Here is a 17,554-nt window from a genome sequence, read left to right on the forward strand (position 1 = left end):
ATGAAAACCCGCATGAAATGGGGCATTGCGCTGCGGCTGGGAATCCTGCTGGCGTCCTTCAGCGTGTTTGCCGCCGTCCTGGCGGGCTACTACACCTTCGACTCCAGCCGCACGCGCCTGCAGGGGCGGGCCGAGCAGGCGCTGCTGGCCACCACCCAGGTGCTGTCGCGCCACATGCAGGCGGGCTTTGGCACGGTGGCGCGCGACACCGCCTTCCTGGCCAGCGTGGCCGCCATCGAGCAGGACAGGAACGTGCTGGCCGACATGTTCAGGGCCAGCCTGGTGGCGCACCCGAGCTACCAGCAGATCCGTTTCATCGGTGCGCAGGACTACGGCCTGGAGCTGGTGCGCATCGACCGCACGGGGGACGCCTGGCTACGCGCGAGCGAGGGGGAGCTGCAGGAGAAGGCCCATTTCCCCTTCGTCTTCGAAACGCTGGCGCTGGGGCCTGGCGAGGTCTATGTGTCCGAGTTCGGCATCAACCACGAGGGGGCTCCCGATGCCGAGGCCCTGCCTGTGTTCAGCATGGCCTCGCCCGTGGTGCGTGGGGGGCAGGTGCGGGGCGTGGTCGTGGTGCGCGTGGCGGCGCACCAGTTCCTGCGCAATTTCAATGCTGCGCTGCCCGCCTCCTACAGCTTCTTTCTCAGCAACCGCTGGGGCGATTTCCTGGTGCACCCGGACGCCACCCAGACCTTCGGCTTCGACCGCGGCCAGCGCATCTTGATCCAGGATGCCTTCGGCCCGGTGGCGGCCCTGATCGAGGGCCGCGAGGAACAGGCCGTGCTCAGCCAGCAGGGCCCTGGCGATGACGAGGCGCGTGTCTTCTCGTTCGTGCGCATGCCCTTCGGGCGGCCGCAGGAGGGGCGGTCCATGGTGGTGGGGCTCTCCCAGCCCCTTGCCGCCGTGCAGGGCGAGGTGGTGAGCCTGGGGCGCAGCATCTTCAAGATCCTGCTGGTGCTGAGCGCCGTGGGCGTGTTGCTGGCGGCCTGGGTGTCGCGCGTGGTCACCCAGCCCCTGAAGGCCATGGTGCGCGCCACGCAGGCCTTTCCGCAGGGCCGCCCGCATGGCGTGCTGCCCGTGCAGCGCGAGGATGAGGTGGGTGAGCTGGCGCGCAGTTTCCAGGACATGGAGCAGCAGATCAGCCGCCAGATGACGGAGCTCAACGCCAGCCGCGACGCCATGGCCCACCTGGCGCACCACGACGCGCTCACGGGCCTGCCCAACCGCCGCATGTTCGAGCAGCGCCTGGCGCAGGCGCTGGAGCTGTCGCGCCGCAGCGGGCGGGACTGCGCGCTGCTGTTTGTGGATCTGGACGATTTCAAGGCCGTCAACGACGCGCGGGGCCATGCCGCGGGCGACCGGGTGCTGCAGGCCGTGGCCCGCACCGTCGTGGGCGCCGTGCGCCAGGCCGACACCGTGGCCCGGCTCGCGGGCGACGAGTTCATCGTGCTGTGCGAGAACGTGGATTGCGAAGATGCGGCGCTGCAGATCGCCGCCAAGCTGGAGCTCGCTTTCGAGAGCCCGCTGCAGATCGACGGCCAGCCGCTGGCCCTGCGCGCCAGCATCGGCGTGAGCCTGTTCCCGCGCGACGCCCAGGACGCGCACACGCTGCTGGCCAGCGCCGACGCGGCGATGTACCGTGTCAAGCAGAGCCGCCGCCGAAGGGTTTGAGTCAGCCTGGGGCGGTAGCCTGTGACCCGTTCACCCACCTTCGCGAGCCATGACCTCCATCTTCGACCAGAACCTGCCCCGCACCGAAGCCAACTTCGCATCCCTGTCACCCCTGTCGTTCATCGAACGCACGGCCGAGGTCTACCCCGACCGCCTGGCCATCGTGCACGGCGACTTGCGCCAGACCTGGAGCCAGACCTATGCCCGCTGCCGCCAGCTGGCCAGCGCCCTGGCGCAGGCAGGCATCGGCAAGAACGACACGGTGGCCGTGATGCTGCCCAACACCCCGCCCATGGTGGAGGCCCACTTTGGCGTGCCCATGGCGGGCGCGGTGCTCAATGCGCTCAACACCCGGCTGGACCCGGAGGCCATTGCCTTCATGCTCGACCACGGCGAGGCCAGGGCGGTGATCGTGGACCCCGAGTTCACCGGCACCATGGCCAAGGCGCTGGCCCTGCGCACGGGCACCACGCCCATCCGCGTGATCGAGGTACAGGACGCGCTCTACGGCCCCGCCGCGCAGAGCCTGGGCGGCACGGACTACGAAGCCTTTGTCGCCACGGGCGATCCGGCTTTCGCCTGGAGCCTGCCCGCCGACGAGTGGGACGCCATTGCCCTCAACTACACGTCCGGCACCACGGGCAACCCCAAGGGCGTGGTCTACCACCACCGGGGCGCGGCCAGCAATGCCATCAGCAACGTGCTGGAGTGGGACATGCCCAAGCACGCGGTCTACCTGTGGACGCTGCCCATGTTCCATTGCAATGGCTGGTGCTTTCCCTGGACGGTGGCGGCCCGCGCGGGCGTGAACGTGTGCCTGCGCCGCGTGGACGCGCAGGCCATCTTCGACGCCATCCGCACCCACGGCGTGACGCACTACTGCGGCGCGCCCATCGTGCACGGCCTGCTCGTCAATGCGCCGGATGCGATGAAGGCGGGCGTGCAGAACCTCGCACAAGGGGGCGTCAAGGCCATGGTGGCGGGCGCAGCGCCCCCGGCCTCGATGATCGAGGGCATGGAGAAGATGGGGTTCGACCTGACCCATGTGTACGGCCTGACCGAGGTGTACGGCCCCGCCACCGTATGCGCCAAGCACGAGGCGTGGGACCAGCTCGACATCGGAGAGCGCGCCCGCCTCAACGCCCGCCAGGGCGTGCGCTACCACCTGGAGCGCGACGTGCGCGTGCTGGACCCGGAGACCATGCTGCCCGTGCCGCAGGACGGCGAAACCATGGGCGAGATCATGTTCAAGGGCAACATCGCCATGAAGGGCTACCTGAAGAACCCCAAGGCCACCGACGAGGCCTTTGCGGGCGGATGGTTCCACAGCGGCGACCTGGCCGTGCAGTACCCCGACGGCTACATCAAGATCAAGGACCGCAGCAAGGACATCATCATCTCGGGCGGCGAGAACATCTCGTCCATCGAGGTTGAAGACGTGCTCTACCGCCACCCCGACGTGCTGGCCGCCGCCGTGGTGGCCAAGCCCGATGCCAAGTGGGGCGAAACCCCGTGCGCGTTTGTGGAACTCAAGGCGGGGGCCACCACCACGCCCGAGGACATCGTGGCCCACTGCAAGAAGCACCTCGCGGGCTTCAAGGTGCCGCGCGCCGTGGTGTTTGGCGATCTGCCCAAGACCAGCACGGGCAAGATCCAGAAGTTCGAGCTGCGCAAGCTGGCCGGGTCGGCGGCGGCCATCAACGTCTGATCACACGGCTCAGCCAAAACCGCACGCCAGCGTCTGCCGGCCGCCATCGAGGTTGTATTCGGACTTCCAGTAGTGCCGGTCTTCGATGGCGGTGAACGCCACGCCGGGCCCGGTGGGGTAGGCCGTCGCGAACGGGCGGCGCAGGATCACAAGCAGCTCGCATTGGGGCGGCCAGTCCGCCACTTCGTCGATGACGTTGCCCCGTGCCAGCTCGGCCTCCAGGATCATGCGCAGCGGGGCGGCCAGCGCGGCGGGAATCTGCTGACGGCTCATGCGCCGGGCTGGCTGGCGGCGGCGGGCTGTGCCGACCGTTCGGACGGAGCATCGTCCAGCAGCCGCTGCAATGCCAGCACCTGCCACTGGTGCTCCGGCTCGAAGGCCGAGAGGTCTTGCACCGCATACCCGCCGTACGCGTACACCGTGGCATAGGCCGCGTAGCTGGCGGCCTCCAGTGCCCGGCCCGCGAGCGCGTTGGCCACGGCGTAGGTGGCCGACACGGCGGCATGGGCCGATCCGTCCAGCGACTGCGAGCCCCGGTGGTGCGAGGCCACTTCCTTCAGCCGGGCGGCGGCGTTCGCCAGCGTGGCTGCATCCACCGTGCCCGCCGTGAACGCTGCCAGCGTGTCCAGGCCCGCGATGGCCTCCGGGTCTTCCAGCAGGTGGCGCACGCGCTGCACACAGGCCAAGCCAAACGCCAGGCGCAGCGGAGTCTGGGCGTCGCTGGCCAAGTCGCAGCCGGTAGCCAGTTGGGTGAGCGCTGTGTTCATGGCGTGAGTCCTTTCCGGGGGCTGGGCAGTTCACGGGTGTTTGCTATCAATAAAATAGCTACTTGCGCAATGGATAAAAGCGCTTGCGCCTGTTTTTACCCAAAAATCCGCCCTGCGGGAAGGCGGCTGGGGCATGGCGGTGGGCGCAGGGCATTGTGGCGTCCCGCGGGCCCTGCGTCGAGCCGGGCTAGGTGGGCCACGGGGAGGAACGGCTATGCCGCGAGGCCTTCCAGCCAGGCGCGTGGCGACATGCCCAGCTTCTGCGCAAACACCCGCGACAGCGCGGACGGGTTGGCATACCCCAGCCCATGGGCGATCGATTTCACGGACCGCCCGCCGCGCAAGTGGGCCTGCGCGAGGGTGAGGCGCCAGTGCGCCAGGTAGTCCGCGGGCGTTTCCCCCACCACGGCCTTGAAGCGTGCCGCGAAGGCGCTGCGCGACATGCCGGCCTGCGCGGCCATCTGCTCCAGGCTCCAGGCCTCGCCGGGCGCATCGTGCAGGGCCGTGAGCGTGCGCGCCAGGCGCGGGTCGGCCAGGCCGGTCAGCAGGCCCGGGGGCATCCGCGCCTCCTCGGGGTGGTCGAGCAGCCAGCGCAGCAACTGCAGCAGCACGACTTCAAAGAGCCGGTCGGCCAGCACGCGGTGGCCGCAGCGCAGGCGGTCGGTCTCGGCGAACAGCAAATCCAGCGCCTGCTGCAGGCCCTCGACGCGGGCCAGCGGCAGCAGCACCAGCGGGGGCAGGGCGCGCGCCAGCGGGTGGCTGGCGCCGCCATCGAAGTCCAGTGCAGCGCAGGTGAAGTCCGAGCCCTCCATGGGCGCGTTGTGAAAGAAATGCTCCAGCGGCCGCGCGTAGAACAGCAGGCTGGGCTCGCGCACCTCCAGGCGCTCCGGTGGCCCCGCCAGGGGCTGGTGGGCGACCACCATCTCGCCGCGCCGCAGCACATGCAGAAACCCGCGCCCGGGCGCCGCCGCGAAATGGGTGACGCCGCACAGCGGGCCGGTGTGGAACAGGCGCGCCCGCACCCTGAACCGTTCCAGCAGCGAGGACAGGCGGTCCAGCGGCACGGACAGTGGCGTGAGGCTGCTTTCCGTGGGGCTCATGGTTGTTTTGGATGTATTGGTATGAATGATGGACTATTGATGCCCAATGGTATTCGATGTCGCCAGACACTGCAGGGGTGCTGTGTTCATGCACCCGATGCGGCCAACGCACCGGCTTTCAACCTCCATGCCATTTCCAAGGAAGACACCATGTCCACCATTGCCTCCTCCGCCGCCCGCATTCCCCTTGTCGACCGCTCCACTGCCAGCGGCCCGGCGCGCGCGCTGCTCGACCAGATCCACGGCGCTTTCGGCGCCACACCCAACATGTTCCGCGCGGTGGCCAACTCGCCGGCCGCGCTGCAAAGCATGTGGGGCGCCTTCGGTGCGCTGGGCGGCGGCCAGATCGGCGCCGCGCTGGGCGAGCAGATCGCCGTGGCCGTGGCCAACCGCAATGCCTGCGACTACTGCCTGGCCGCCCACACGGCGCTGGGCCGCAAGGCGGGCGTGAGCGGCGACGAGCTGGCCGCCGCGCAGTCGGGTGCATCCGCCGACCCGCGCACCGCCGCGGTGCTGCGCTTCGCGCTCAAGCTGGTCGACGAACGCGGCCAGGTGGATGCCGCCGATGTGCAGGCGCTGCGCGAGCAGGGCTGGAGCGACGGGCACATCGTGGAGATCGTGGCCCATGTGGCGCTCAACCTGTTCACCAACTACGTGAACGTGGCGCTGGCCGTGCCCGTGGACTTCCCCGGCGTGAAGCTGCGCCCCGCGCGCTGAGCCGAGGGGGCTGCATGCCCCTCACGCCACTGTGCGGGCCGCCTGCAGTTCCTGCTCCAGCCACGCCGCGAAGCGCTGGGCCTGCGGCGATGCCTGGGGCGCCAGGCCGTAGTAGTGGCGCGTGAGCGGCAGGGCCAGCCCCGGCTGCGGGCAGGCCAGGCGGCCCGCCGCCAGGTCCTGCGCCACCAGCGAGGCGGGAGCGAGCGCGAAGCCCAGCCCGTCCAGCGCGGCCTGCAGCACGAAATGCAGGTGGTCGAACTGCAGCTGGCTCGCCGGTTGCAGGCGCGGGGCGCCCACCTGGCGCTTCCAGTCGTCCCAGTCGCCGGGGCGCGAACGCGACCACAGCAACACGTGCGCCGCCAGGTCGGGCGGCGTGCGCACCGGCTGGGCCGCCCACAGCGCGGGTGTGCCCACCACCAGGGCCTGGTCGTGCAAAAAAGGCTGCGGCGTGATCGCGGCCGGCCAGCCCGCCAGTCCCCGGCGGATGGCCACGTCGAACGGAGCGGTGGCGTGGTCGGGCGTGACCGTGCTGGTCACCACGTTGGGCTCGATGTCCGGGCACTGCGCGACGAAGCCCGGCAGGCGCGGGATGACCCAGCGTACGGCGAACGAGGGGCGCACGTTGATGGTCACGGTGCGCGGGGCCCCGGGTGTCGCCAGGGCCTGGGCTGCGGCGCCGATCTGCGCCAGGGCGGGCTCCACCTGCGCAAAGAACTGCTGGCCCTGCGGCGTGAGCAGCACCTGCCGCACGCGCCGCTCGAACAGGGCCACGCCCAGGTGGTCTTCCAGCGCGCGGACCTGGCGGCTGATGGCGCTGTGGGTGACATGCAGTTCCATGGCCGCGCGCGTGAAGCTCAGGTGGCGCGCTGCCGCCGCGAAGGCGCGCACCGCATGGAGCGGGGGCAGGCGCTGTGGCGTGGCGGGCGGCATGTGTGCGATTTTGTCACGCATGCCGGGCGGCGATGTCGTTTGTCAGCGGCCGCCGTCGTGCGCACCATCGCCTCTGGCCCTGATCCCCTCCACCTTTTTTTGAACCACCCGCCATGACAGCCACCGCCCCGGCGCAGCCCGACCCCCATGCCATCGACACCCTGGCGCGCCTGGAGGCGCTGCTCGGGCCGCTCAGCGATGCCTCCGTGCACAAGGAGGTGCCCCGCGTCCACCCCGCCTACCGCGCCATGATCGAGGCCTCGCCCTTCGCGGTGCTGGCCACCACCGGCCCCGGGGGGCTCGATGCATCGCCGCGCGGCGATCCGCCGGGCTTCGTGCAACTGCAGGACGACACCACCCTGCTGCTGCCCGAGCGCCGGGGCAACAACCGCGCCGACAGCCTGCGCAACATCCTGGCCGACCCGCGCGTGGCGCTGCTGTTCCTCATCCCCGGCGTGGGCGAAACCCTGCGCGTGAACGGCCGTGCCCGCATCAGTGTGGCGCCCGATCTGCTCGCGCGTTTCGTGGTCAACGGCCAGCCGCCCAAGTGCGTGGTCGTGGTCGACGTGGAGACCGTGTTCTTCCAGTGCGCGCGTGCCCTCCAGCGCTCGCGCCTGTGGGATGCCGTGCCGCCCGGCACCCCGCGACCGGTGCCCACGCCCGGCGCCATCCTTGCGTCCCTCACGCACGGCGCATTCGATGGCGCGGCGTACGACCAGGAACTGCCGGCGCGGCAGCAGGCGACGCTGTATTGAGAGGATCGGCCGGACGGACGCGAACCCTCAGGCCTGCTCGGCCGTGAAGGCCGCCGCCGCCTCGCGCAGCGCCTGCGCGAACTGCGCCACCTCGGCATGCTGCGCGTCCCGCAGGCGCTGGAACAGCGTGATGGGCGGCAGCGTCCAGCCAAAGCGGTGCGGCACGATGGCCACGCCGGCGATGCGCACCAGCTCCTGCGCGATGTCGGCCGGCACGATGGAGACAGCCCGCTCGCTGGCCGCCACCAGCTCGCCGATGACCTTGGACGAGAGGCTTTCCACATAAGGCTGCGGCGGCACCACGCCCGCGCGCAGGAAGAAGTCGGTGATCTGCTCGCGCATGGGCGTCTGCCGCGCGCCCAGCACCCAGTCCAGGCCCGCCAGCTCGGCCCAGGCCAGGGGCTTGCGGGCCAGGCGCGCCGACAGGCGGCGGTGGGCGATGAGGCGCGGCTCCTGGTGGTACAGCACCTCGTGCACCAGCCCGTCCATGTCGAGCACGGCGGATGCGCGGCCGATCACGCAGTCCAGTTCGTGCCCGCGCAGGCGCTGCAGCAGGTGGTCGCTGGTGCCTTCGTGGATGCTCACCGTGGCGCGCAGCCCGCGCGGCCGGGTCTGCCCGATGGCCGCGGCCAGCAGGCGGCCCGGCACGAAAGGGATCACGCCGACCTGCAGGTGCGCGGCGCGGCCCGCGCTGGCCGCTTCCATGTCGCGGGCCCAGTGGCCCAGGTCCTGCAGCAGGGTGCGCGCACGGGCCAGCGCCACGGCGCCGAGCGCGGTGGGCACCATGCCGCGCGGGGAGCGCTCGAACAGCGGCGCGCCGAAGATCGCCTCCAGTTCGGCCAGCGCGTGCGTGATGGCGGGCTGGCTCGTGGCCATGTGGTGCGCCACGCGGGTGAGCGTGCCATGCGCCTCGATCTGCTGCAGCAGCACCAGATGCCGCACCTTCAGGCGCGAGGCAAGGCGGGCCTGGACGGCCTCCGGATCCAGGGGCGGGGGCGTGGGCATCGGGTTTTTGGGGTATTCAGAAAACTGTATGGCTTGATATTAATTGCTGATGCTTTGCTTATGGGAAGTCTCCACAATGCGAAGCGAGCGAGGGAGCGAACAGGCAGGTGGGTGGAGCTGGCGGGAGCGCAGAGGCACCGCCAGTCTCCTTGGGCACGCGGACAACCAGAAGGGGGACAAGGCAATGGATTCAGTGCTGTGGGTGGTGGCCCTGGGGGCCGTGGCGGCGGGCTTCGTGCAGGGCCTGTCGGGCTTTGGCTTTGGCATGGTGGCCATGTCGTTCTGGGCCTGGACGCTGGAGCCGCGCCTGGCGGCCGTGCTGACCGTGTGCGGCGCGCTCACGGGCCAGCTGGTGGCGGCGGCCACGGTGCGCCGGGGTTTTGACCGGGTGCGCCTGCTGCCCTTTGTGCTGGGCGGCCTGGTGGGCATCCCCATCGGGGTGGCCGTATTGCCCCGGCTGGACATGGACGCGTTCAAGGTCATCCTGGGCACGCTGCTGGCGCTGTGGTGCCCGGCGATGCTCATGGCCAAGCAGTTGCCCCGCATCACACGCGGCGGGCGCGTGGCCGATGCGGTGGTGGGCATGGCGGGCGGCGTGATGGGTGGGCTGGGCGGCTTCACCGGCGTGCTGCCCACGCTGTGGTGCACCCTGCGCGGCATGGACAAGGACATGCAGCGCGCCATCATCCAGAACTTCAACCTGGCGATGCTGCTGGTGACCTTCATCACCTACCTGGCCACCGGCCTGGTCACCCGGGAGGCGCTGCCCCTGCTGGCCATCGTGGTGCCGGCGATGCTGGTGCCCACGCTGCTGGGCGCGCGGCTGTACCACGGCATCAGCGACCTGCGTTTCCGCCAGATCGTGCTCGGGCTGCTCACGCTGTCGGGTGTGGCCATGCTGGTGGCGAGTGTGCCCAGGGTGCTGGCGCGGCTGGGGTGAGGGCGCACGCCTTCAGAACCCTGACGGCCCGGCAGCGCAACGGCGCCCAAGGCTCTAACATGCCCTTCGGCACGCGCCTTGCCCATGCGGGCGCGGCCGCCGCGGCGTGTGCCGGGATGACTGACCGGCGCGGCTGTGGCATCCATCCACCGAGGAGACTTATGACAACACACAACAAATCGCTTGCACGGGCTGCGGGCGCCGCCCTGGCTCTGGCCCTGCTGGCCGCGCCGGCCCTGGCCGAGGTGTACGCCAAGGAAGAACTGATCAAGGCCAGCAAGGAGGCCGCCGGCGGTGGCAAGGGCACGCTGATCGGCGAGTATGCGTTCACGCGCGACAAGGCGTCCAGGGACCAGGCCATCAAGGAGATCAGCTGGCTCACGCTGCAGCCGGGCGACTCCATCGGCTACCACAAGCACACGACCAATGAAGACACCTACATCATCGTCTCGGGCCGTGGCACCTTCCGCGACAAGGACGGCCGCGAGGTGCCCGTGAAGCCGGGCGATGTGACCATCGTGCGCAAGGGCGAATCCCATGGTCTGGTCAACACCGGCACCGAGCCGCTGGTGTTCGTGGATGTGATCGCCGAGCAGTGAGGGCGCCGTGGCGCGGCCCCGCGCAGTGACAGGGGCTGGGCGGCGGGGGCCGGCCGGGCTGCGCGCGGGCGGCACATAGAATGCCGCGGTGCCCGCCAGCGCACCATTCCTTCCCGTCCCCCGTTGCTCCTCTCTTCGCACCTTGACTACCTTCGTGAACGGGCCTCTTTCGCGCGAGCTGGCCATGCGCTTTCTGGGCGGATTCGACATCTCGCGCGGACAGGAGGCCGTGACCGCGTTCCCCTATGACAAGGTCCGCGCACTGCTGGCCTACCTGGCCCTGGAGCCTGGCGAGCACCGCCGCGAGCACTTGGCCGACCTGTTGTGGCCGCAGGTGGATGCCGAGCGGGCCCGCGCCAACCTGCGGGGCTGCCTCTTCGACCTGCGCCGTGCGCTGGGCGAGGCGCAGGCGACGGCGACGGGATCCCCGCCGCTGATCGAAGCGTCCCAGAAAACGCTGCGCCTGCGCGCCGGCGCCGGCTGCCGCCTGGACGTGGCCGATTTCCTCGCGGGCGCCGGCGTGCCCGTGGATGCGCCGGCTTTGCTCGAGCAGCGCGTGGCGCACTACCGGGGGGCCCTGCTGGCGGGGCTGTACCTGCCCGACGCGCCCGAGTTCGAGGCATGGCTGGCCGCGCGGCGCGAAGGGCTGCACCGCCAGGCGCTGGACATGCTGGAGCGGCTGGTGGCGCACCACGAGCTGCAGGGCCACGGCGCGAAGGCGCTGCAGTATGCGCAGCGCGCCATCGAGGTGGACCCGTGGCGCGAGCCCTTGCAGCGCAGCTATCTGCGGCTGCTCGCGCGCCGCAGCCCGTCCGCGGCGCTGACGCACTATGCCGCGTACCGCCGCGCCATCGCGCAGGAGCTGGGGGCCGAGCCCGAGCCACAGACCGTGGCGCTGGTCGAACGCATCGGCGCCGCCGCAGCACCGCACTCCCCGCGGCCCGAGGGCCTGGCGCTGCCGGAACGCCGCCGCCTTGCCGTGCTGGCCTGCGATTTCGAGCCGCGCGACGGCATGGACCCCGAGGACGCCGCCGCCGCGCTGGCGGGGCTGCTGGAGCAGGGCAGCGGGCTTGTTCGCGGGTACGCAGGCCATGTGGTCGCGGCGCAGGGGGGCGAGCTGCTCGCCTTCTTCGGCTACCCCAGCGCGCGCGAGCATGCGCCGCGCGATGCCGCGCAGGCCGCTCTCGCCCTGGTGCAGACGTGGCGTGCCGCGGGCTGCGCGGCGGACCTCGTGCCGCGCGTGGGCCTGCACGCGGGCTGGGCCTTTGTGGCCGAATCCCAAGGCCCGCCCGATGCGGCGGGCACGCTCACCAGGACGGCGCGCCGCATGGCGCAGGCCGCGCCGGCGGGGGGCGTCTTGGCCAGCGCCGCGTTGCGCGGCATCCTGGAGACGCATTTCCAATGGGGCTCTGCCCAGGAGGGCGCGGCGGTGCTGCTGGCCCGAAGGCAGGACATGCGCCGCGGGGATGCGGAGGAGCGCCCCGCCTCTCCCCTGGTCGGGCGGCGCCAGGAGCTGGACAGGCTGCTGGCCGCGTGGGGCGACGTGCAGCGGGGGCGGCAGGTGGGCGTGCTGCTGCGGGCCGATGCGGGCAAGGGCAAGTCCCGCCTGGCGGCGGCCCTGGCCCAGCAGGTCCGGGCCTGTGGCGGCCGGGTCGCCGAAGTGGCCTGCCAGGCCGAGTCGGCCCACATCCCCTATTTTCCCTTTGTCGAGCAGCTGCATCGCCAGATGGGGCTGGACCACGGCACGCCCGCCGATGCGCACCAGGGCGCTGTCCAGGCCGCCGTCCAGGTTCTGCAAGAGCTGGGGACGGAGGCCGCCCTGGCGGAGCTGCCCGTGCTGCTGCACCTGCTGGGCTTGCCCATGGACCCCGGCATTGCCGCCGCTGCGCAGCCCCTGTACCCGGCCCAGCGCAAGGAACGCGAGCAGCACCTGCTGGCGCGGCTGTTCGGCCCCGGCAGCGATGGCCGGCCGCTGCTTCTCGTCGTGGAGGACCTGCACTGGGCCGACCAGGCCACATCGGAGCTGCTCGAGCGCATGCTGGCGCCAGACCGCGATGCCCCCTTGCTTCTGCTGTGCACCACGCGGGCGCAGCCGCATGGGCCGCTGGCCGCCAGGCTGGCGGTGCAACTGGAACTGGCGCCGCTGTCGTACCAGTCCATCCGCGCCCTGGTGACGCAGCTGGAGGGCGGCACGCGGCTGGGGGATTCCCAGATGGCGTCCATCGTGGGCCGCGCCGACGGGGTGCCCCTGTACGCCGAGGAACTGGCCCGTGCCGCTCTGGCGGGGGGCGCAGGCCACAGCGAGGTGCCGGCCACGCTGTGGGACGCATTGGCCGCGCGCCTGGATGGAATGGGCCCGGCCAAGCGCATCGCACAGTACGCGGCCTGCATCGGCCGCGACTTCGGAGAGGACCTGCTGCGCGCCATCGCCGGGCCGCAGGACGATGTGGGCGGCGGCCTGGAGGTACTGCAGCACGCGGGGTTGGTGCGGCGGCGGCTCGGCGGGCCGCTGTATTTCCGCCATGCGCTCATCCGCCAGGCCGCCTACGAATCGCTGGCCCAGGCCGAGCGGCGGCGGCTGCACGCCCGGCTGGCCGAGGCGCTGCGCACCGATTTTTCCGAGCGTGTGCGGGCCTATCCCGCAATCCTTGCCCACCACCTGTCCGAATCCATCCATCCCGCCGCTGCGCATGCCTGGTGGGTGGCCGGCACCCAGGCCGCATCGCGCTCGGTGCTGGGGGAGGCCATCCACGACTTCTATGCGGGCCTGGCCGCCGTGCAGGCGCTGCCCGAGGACGACCCGGGCCGCGCGCGCGACGAGCTGCTGCTGCAGGTCGGCCTGGGCACGGCCCTGGTGGGCGCGCAGGGCTATGGCTCCGACGCGGCCAGGGATTGCTTTCACCGCGCCTGGGCGCTCGCCGCCAGCGCGCCGCCGGGCATGGACCTGTTCCCGCTCATGTGGGGGCTGTGGATGGTGGGGCGCCACAGCGAGGACGAGCATCCGCTGGAATACGCCGACCGCCTGGCCCGCATGGCCGAGGGCAGCGCCGACCCGGCGCGGCGCATGGCCGTGGAGTACGCCTACGGCAACAACACTCTGTGGCTGGGCGAGTTCGCGCGCTCGCGGGGGCACCTGGAGGCGGCCATCGGCTGGAGCACGCGGGTGGGCAGTGCCGAATCGATCGCGCGGTTCGGCGAGGACATCGGCATCGCCGCGCGCGCCCTGCTGGCCTGGGTGCACTGGATCGAGGGCGACCTGCCGCGCGCGCGGGCGCTGGCCGATGACAACGTGGCCCTGGCACGCGCGCTGGGCCACGCGCACAGCTTCGGCTTTGCGTTCAGCTGCGCTGCCGTGCTCTACCGCCACCTGCGCGATCCGGAGCACGCCGCCGCCCTCAGCGCCGAACTGCTGGCCTACGCGCAGCACCACCGGCTGCTGCTGTGGCAGGCCGCCGCCGCGGCTGTGCTGGGCTGGGCGCAGGCGGTGCAGGGCGATGCCCGCGCGCTGGCCCCCGTCCGCGAGGGCCTGGAGGGCGCGCGGCAGGTGTTCCGCGTGATCGAGATCACCTTCATGGCGTTCCTCATCGATGCGCTGCTGCACCTGGGCCGTGGCGCCGAGGCGCTGCCCGCCATCGACGAGGCGCTGCACAAGGCGGCCGCGCACCACGACACGCATTTCGTCGCAGAACTCCTGCGCCTGCGGGGCGATGCCCTGCTGCAGCTGCGGCCGTCCGACACCGCGCCGGCGCTGCGGCTGTACCGCGACGCGCTGGCGCGGTCCGAGGCCTGCGGCGCGGCCCTGTTTGCGCTGCGCAGCGCCACGCGCATCGCACGCCTGCTGGCGGCGCAGGGGGCCTGTGGCGAAGCGGCGGCGCTGCTCGAACCCGCATTGGCTCGCGTCTCGGACCTGCCTGGCAACCCGGATCTGCACGAGGCACGGGAATGCCTGGCGCAGTGCACCGCGGTGGCCGCGGCCATGCGCCCCTGACGGAAGCATCGCGGCGGCCTGCCCCCCTGGCATTTTGTCGCGGGCCCGGTCCAGGGCCGCGATCGCGGCATTCAACGCTCTGTCAACGCCCTGCTTTCCACAATCCGCCCCTTGTCCAAGGTGCCGCGGCGCGGCGTAACAGGGAGGAGGCGGGATGGTCGTGAATGCAGCGAAGAAGGCCGAGGCGGCGTACCCATGGCGTGGCACCGTGCGTGCCGCTGCCATGGCCCTGGCGCTGGGCTGGGGGCTGGCGGCGCAAGGCAGCCATGCGGCGGTGCCCGCCTCCGTCAGCTACCAGGGGCAGCTCACCCAGCCTGGTGGCGGGCCGCTGGCGGGGCCCGTGCAATTGCAGTTCCGACTCTACGATGCGGCCACGGGCGGCTCGGCGCTGTGGGAGGAGACCCATCCGGCGGTGGCACTGGCGACCGGCGTCTTCAGCGTGCAGCTGGGCAGCATCGCCCCGCTGGCCTTGCCGTTCGACCAGCCGTATTACCTGGGCGTGAGCGTGAACGGCGCCGCCGAGCTGGCGCCGCGCATGCCCCTGTCCAGCGCGCCCTATGCCCTGAGCGCGAAGACCGTCGCCGACGGCGCGGTCACCGCCGCCAAGATCGGCCAGGTGTGCGCCGTGGGCGAGACGCTGCTGCAGACGGCCACTGGCTGGGCCTGCGGCGCGGCCACCGGCCCGCAGGGGCCGGCGGGCGCGGCCGGGCCCATCGGCCCCATCGGCCCCATCGGCCCCATCGGCCCCATCGGCCCCATCGGCCCGGCCGGTCCCACCGGCGCGGCGGGCGCGCGGGCGCTCATCGCCACCGCCGCCGAGGCTGTTGGCGCCAACTGCGCCACCGGCGGCACGCGGGTGCAGGGTGGCAGCGATGCGAACAGCAACGGCGTGCTGGACGCGGGCGAGATCTCCGCCACCGCCTACGTCTGCAACGGCGCCCAGGGTCCGCAGGGGCCCGCCGGGCCGCAGGGCCCCGCCGGCCCGGCCGGCGGCGGCGCCGGCAACCTGGTGCACGGCTGCTTCAGCGTGGGGCAGGCCGGTAGCGGCACGGGCTACACCGTGGCCTACGACGGCGGCACCGGCCAGCACCAGATCACCTTCACCACCGCCTTCGCCAGCGCCGGCTACACGCTGGTGCTGGACGCGCGGGCCGCGCCCACGGGCCGCGCGCGCGCCGTGCACCCGGTGGCCAAGGCGGCCGGCGCGGTCACGCTGGCGCTGGGCTGGCTCGACAGCGCCGAGACGGCGCAGCCGGTGTGCTTCATCGCCGCGCAGTGATGCATCAAGAGAACGACATGCCATGAAGAAGAACCACGCTTTTGCTTCCCTGGCCCTGGCGGCCGCCCTGGCCGCCGGCGCATCGCCCGTGATGGCGCAGCAGGAATGCATGATGGGTGAGCTGCGCCTGTTCGCCGGCAACTTTGCGCCCCGCAACTGGGCCCTGGCGCAGGGGCAGATGCTGGCCCTCAACGCCCAGACGGCAGCGCTGTTCAGCATCCTGGGCACCACCTACGGCGGCAACGGATCCTCCACCTTCGCCCTGCCGGACCTGCGCGGGCGCGTGGCGGTCGGCGAGGGGCAAGGGTTCGGACTGACCTACCGCGCGCTGGGGGACCAGTGGGGCGCTGAGACGCACACGCTGACCACCGGCCAGATGCCCCTGCACATCCACGCCCTGAACGTGGCCAGCAATGCCCCGGCCACCACGGGCACCCCCGGCAGCGACAAGGTGTTGGCCGTGGCGCAGAACGCGGGGCTGTATGCCGCCGCGTCGCCGTCGGTGCAGCTGGCCGCCACCAGCGTGGCGTCCGCCGGCAACGGACAGGCGTTCCTGATCCTGCCGCCGAGCCTGGGCATGAACTACATCATCTGCACCGCGGGTGACTTCCCCGTCCGGCCGTGAGCACCGCCATGCAAACACGGCGAACACGGCTGGGCCAGCTCCTGCTGGCCGGCACGGGCCTGCTGGCATGCGCCGGCACCGGCGCGCAGGTGGCCGGCAACTGCCTGCTGGGCGATGTGCGGCTGTTCGCGGGCGACTACGCGCCGGTGGGCTGGATGCTCGCCAACGGCCAGGCCCTGAGCATCACCGACCACAACGCGCTTTTCTCGGTGCTGGGCACCACCTGGGGCGGCGACGGCATGACCCACTTCAACCTGCCCCATCTGGGCAGCCGGATCCCGGTGGGCACGGGCCAGGGACTGGGGCTGGCCACCGACGTCGTCGAAGGCACGCGCCGGGGCGACGAGCAGATGTGGCTTCAGCACTGGAACCTGCCGCCCCACAGCCACGCGGTGGCGGTGGCGGCGGCGGGCGGCGCGGCCACCAGCGCCACGCCCGCTGCCGGCATGGCGCTGGCCGCGGTGCCGGAGGCGGGCGCCTTCGCGGCGGTCGCGCCCGACACCCGGCTGGCGCCCACGTCGGTGGGGAGCGCGGGCTCCACCCAGCCGTTCGAGAGGCTGCCGCCGTCGCTGGCGCTGAACTACATCATCTGCGTGGGGGGCACGTACCCCACGCGGAACTAGCGGGCAGGGAGCGCGGCATGCCATCCTTTCTTCTCTCCTCGGGCCGCGCGGCTGCTGCGCTCGCCCTGCTGGCTGGCGCCCTGGGGGCGCCGCCCGCAGCGGCCCAGGCCGGCGCCATCGCGGGGCAGGCCGTGGCGGGCCTGTCGTCGGGCGGCGGCGTGGTGCTGCACAGCGGCGCCGTCATTCCTCTGGCCAGCACGCCGGTGCTCACGGGGGGCAGCCTGCCCGGGGGCGTGGCGGGCATGGCCTACAGCCAGAGCCTGTCGGCCACGGGGGGCACGCCGCCCTACACCTACGCCCTGGCGGCCGGAAGCAGCCTGCCGGCGGGCATGTCCCTGTCCGCGGGAGGCCTGCTGTCGGGCGCCCCCACGGCGGCGGGCCACTACGGCTTTTCGGTGCAGGTCACGGACGCCGCGGCGCAGACGGCCACGGTGACCTATGTGTTCTCGGTGGCCGCCGCGCCCGGTCCAGGCGGGCCCGCGACCCCGGTCGCCGTACCGCTGGGCGGCCCGTGGGCGGGCACGTTGCTGGCGCTGCTGATGGCCGGGGGCGCGGCCACCGCACGCCGCCGTCAGCGCAAGGATTGATACCATTTTGGGCTGCAGCGCTTTACCGCAAAGCGCTGGAAGCTATTAAAAATATAGCAAAACATGCACGGACCGGTGCCTGCGCTCCCGCGTGCACCCGCCAGGGCGGCGGGCGTTCAACGCTGCGTCAACGCTGCCTGCGAACAATCGCGGCCCAACACGGTGCCGTGCAGCGGCTGAAGGGGGAGGGGATATGGGCGGTTGGAAGGCGGGGTTGCGGATGCGCCGGTGGGTGCTGGGTTGTCTGCTGGCGTGTGCCT

The 17,554-nt window shown here is 71.9% G+C and carries 16 protein-coding genes; 11 read left to right on the plus strand and 5 right to left on the minus strand.

What is annotated here, in order from left to right; genetic code table 11:
* Both AC07OC_RS16050 and AC07OC_RS16055 read left to right on the plus strand, forming a co-directional pair.
* The gene (locus AC07OC_RS16050; RefSeq protein WP_255591120.1) at positions 1-1,671 is read left to right on the plus strand and encodes a diguanylate cyclase domain-containing protein; all 1,671 of its coding nucleotides are present in this window, start codon (positions 1-3) and stop codon (positions 1,669-1,671) included.
* 49 nt (positions 1,672-1,720) lie between these two features.
* Entirely contained in the window at positions 1,721-3,379 is a 1,659-nt protein-coding gene (locus tag AC07OC_RS16055) for an acyl-CoA synthetase (RefSeq protein WP_494601720.1), read from the plus strand.
* A 9-nt stretch (positions 3,380-3,388) separates the two neighbouring features.
* On the opposite strand, the gene AC07OC_RS16060 is transcribed toward AC07OC_RS16055, so the two are convergent.
* The 3 genes from AC07OC_RS16060 to AC07OC_RS16070 form a co-directional block, all read right to left on the minus strand.
* Positions 3,389-3,652, minus strand: a complete 264-nt coding sequence (locus AC07OC_RS16060) for a hypothetical protein (RefSeq protein WP_218295380.1) — start codon at positions 3,650-3,652, stop codon at positions 3,389-3,391.
* Positions 3,649-4,146 (minus strand): hypothetical protein, encoded by a 498-nt coding sequence (locus AC07OC_RS16065; protein ID WP_494601722.1) that lies wholly within the window; start codon positions 4,144-4,146, stop codon positions 3,649-3,651. Before AC07OC_RS16065 ends, AC07OC_RS16060 begins: the two co-directional genes overlap by 4 nt.
* Before the next feature lie 212 nt (positions 4,147-4,358).
* A complete protein-coding gene (locus AC07OC_RS16070; protein ID WP_494595167.1) occupies positions 4,359-5,246 on the minus strand; it encodes a helix-turn-helix transcriptional regulator in 888 nt (295 codons plus the stop codon).
* 150 nt (positions 5,247-5,396) lie between these two features.
* On the opposite strand from AC07OC_RS16070, the gene AC07OC_RS16075 reads away from it, so the two are divergent.
* Positions 5,397-5,963 (plus strand): carboxymuconolactone decarboxylase family protein, encoded by a 567-nt coding sequence (locus AC07OC_RS16075; RefSeq protein WP_494595165.1) that lies wholly within the window; start codon positions 5,397-5,399, stop codon positions 5,961-5,963.
* A gap of 21 nt (positions 5,964-5,984) precedes the next feature.
* Here AC07OC_RS16075 and AC07OC_RS16080 read toward each other — a convergent pair whose 3' ends face one another.
* Positions 5,985-6,914, minus strand: coding sequence for a LysR substrate-binding domain-containing protein (locus AC07OC_RS16080; protein WP_494601723.1), 930 nt, complete (start codon positions 6,912-6,914; stop codon positions 5,985-5,987).
* 92 nt (positions 6,915-7,006) lie between these two features.
* On the opposite strand from AC07OC_RS16080, the gene AC07OC_RS16085 reads away from it, so the two are divergent.
* Positions 7,007-7,648, plus strand: coding sequence for a pyridoxamine 5'-phosphate oxidase family protein (locus AC07OC_RS16085; protein WP_218295375.1), 642 nt, complete (start codon positions 7,007-7,009; stop codon positions 7,646-7,648).
* Positions 7,649-7,675: 27 nt separating this feature from the next.
* Here AC07OC_RS16085 and AC07OC_RS16090 read toward each other — a convergent pair whose 3' ends face one another.
* On the minus strand, positions 7,676-8,653 hold the full coding sequence (locus AC07OC_RS16090) for a LysR substrate-binding domain-containing protein (protein ID WP_494601725.1): 978 nt from the start codon (positions 8,651-8,653) through the stop codon (positions 7,676-7,678).
* Positions 8,654-8,837: 184 nt separating this feature from the next.
* Between AC07OC_RS16090 and AC07OC_RS16095 the strand changes: the two genes are divergently transcribed.
* The 7 genes from AC07OC_RS16095 (at position 8,838) to AC07OC_RS16125 (ending at position 17,294) form a co-directional block, all read left to right on the plus strand.
* Complete coding sequence (locus AC07OC_RS16095) at positions 8,838-9,593, plus strand: sulfite exporter TauE/SafE family protein (protein ID WP_494601727.1); 756 nt, start codon at positions 8,838-8,840, stop codon at positions 9,591-9,593.
* 161 nt (positions 9,594-9,754) lie between these two features.
* Positions 9,755-10,192 carry a cupin domain-containing protein gene (locus AC07OC_RS16100; RefSeq protein WP_255591121.1) on the plus strand — a complete coding sequence of 146 codons (438 nt, stop codon included), beginning with the start codon at positions 9,755-9,757 and terminating at the stop codon, positions 10,190-10,192.
* Between the two features lie 142 nt (positions 10,193-10,334).
* Positions 10,335-14,180 (plus strand): ATP-binding protein, encoded by a 3,846-nt coding sequence (locus AC07OC_RS16105; RefSeq protein ID WP_494601729.1) that lies wholly within the window; start codon positions 10,335-10,337, stop codon positions 14,178-14,180.
* A 154-nt stretch (positions 14,181-14,334) separates the two neighbouring features.
* Complete coding sequence (locus AC07OC_RS16110) at positions 14,335-15,459, plus strand: DUF8740 domain-containing protein (RefSeq protein WP_494601731.1); 1,125 nt, start codon at positions 14,335-14,337, stop codon at positions 15,457-15,459.
* Positions 15,460-15,481: 22 nt separating this feature from the next.
* Entirely contained in the window at positions 15,482-16,084 is a 603-nt protein-coding gene (locus AC07OC_RS16115) for a phage tail protein (RefSeq protein WP_255591122.1), read from the plus strand.
* A gap of 8 nt (positions 16,085-16,092) precedes the next feature.
* Positions 16,093-16,707 (plus strand): phage tail protein, encoded by a 615-nt coding sequence (locus AC07OC_RS16120; RefSeq protein WP_494601732.1) that lies wholly within the window; start codon positions 16,093-16,095, stop codon positions 16,705-16,707.
* A 17-nt stretch (positions 16,708-16,724) separates the two neighbouring features.
* Positions 16,725-17,294 carry an Ig domain-containing protein gene (locus tag AC07OC_RS16125; protein WP_218295369.1) on the plus strand — a complete coding sequence of 190 codons (570 nt, stop codon included), beginning with the start codon at positions 16,725-16,727 and terminating at the stop codon, positions 17,292-17,294.
* Positions 17,295-17,554 lie beyond the last annotated feature (260 nt).

This window comes from Acidovorax sp. GW821-FHT10E04 (genome assembly GCF_059415185.1).

What these genes read in the sequence shown, in the direction of transcription:
- AC07OC_RS16110 (WP_494601731.1), top strand. Translation starts at nt 14,335, where the DNA reads ATGGTCGTGAATGCAGCGAAGAAGGCCGAGGCGGCGTACCCATGGCGT.
- AC07OC_RS16095 (WP_494601727.1), top strand. Translation starts at nt 8,838, where the DNA reads ATGGATTCAGTGCTGTGGGTGGTGGCCCTGGGGGCCGTGGCGGCGGGC.
- AC07OC_RS16090 (WP_494601725.1), bottom strand. Translation starts at nt 8,653, where the DNA reads ATGCCCACGCCCCCGCCCCTGGATCCGGAGGCCGTCCAGGCCCGCCTT.
- AC07OC_RS16065 (WP_494601722.1), bottom strand. Translation starts at nt 4,146, where the DNA reads ATGAACACAGCGCTCACCCAACTGGCTACCGGCTGCGACTTGGCCAGC.
- AC07OC_RS16120 (WP_494601732.1), top strand. Translation starts at nt 16,093, where the DNA reads ATGCAAACACGGCGAACACGGCTGGGCCAGCTCCTGCTGGCCGGCACG.
- AC07OC_RS16050 (WP_255591120.1), top strand. Translation starts at nt 1, where the DNA reads ATGAAAACCCGCATGAAATGGGGCATTGCGCTGCGGCTGGGAATCCTG.
- AC07OC_RS16055 (WP_494601720.1), top strand. Translation starts at nt 1,721, where the DNA reads ATGACCTCCATCTTCGACCAGAACCTGCCCCGCACCGAAGCCAACTTC.
- AC07OC_RS16075 (WP_494595165.1), top strand. Translation starts at nt 5,397, where the DNA reads ATGTCCACCATTGCCTCCTCCGCCGCCCGCATTCCCCTTGTCGACCGC.
- AC07OC_RS16080 (WP_494601723.1), bottom strand. Translation starts at nt 6,914, where the DNA reads ATGCGTGACAAAATCGCACACATGCCGCCCGCCACGCCACAGCGCCTG.
- AC07OC_RS16060 (WP_218295380.1), bottom strand. Translation starts at nt 3,652, where the DNA reads ATGAGCCGTCAGCAGATTCCCGCCGCGCTGGCCGCCCCGCTGCGCATG.
- AC07OC_RS16125 (WP_218295369.1), top strand. Translation starts at nt 16,725, where the DNA reads ATGCCATCCTTTCTTCTCTCCTCGGGCCGCGCGGCTGCTGCGCTCGCC.
- AC07OC_RS16070 (WP_494595167.1), bottom strand. Translation starts at nt 5,246, where the DNA reads ATGAGCCCCACGGAAAGCAGCCTCACGCCACTGTCCGTGCCGCTGGAC.
- AC07OC_RS16115 (WP_255591122.1), top strand. Translation starts at nt 15,482, where the DNA reads ATGAAGAAGAACCACGCTTTTGCTTCCCTGGCCCTGGCGGCCGCCCTG.
- AC07OC_RS16085 (WP_218295375.1), top strand. Translation starts at nt 7,007, where the DNA reads ATGACAGCCACCGCCCCGGCGCAGCCCGACCCCCATGCCATCGACACC.
- AC07OC_RS16100 (WP_255591121.1), top strand. Translation starts at nt 9,755, where the DNA reads ATGACAACACACAACAAATCGCTTGCACGGGCTGCGGGCGCCGCCCTG.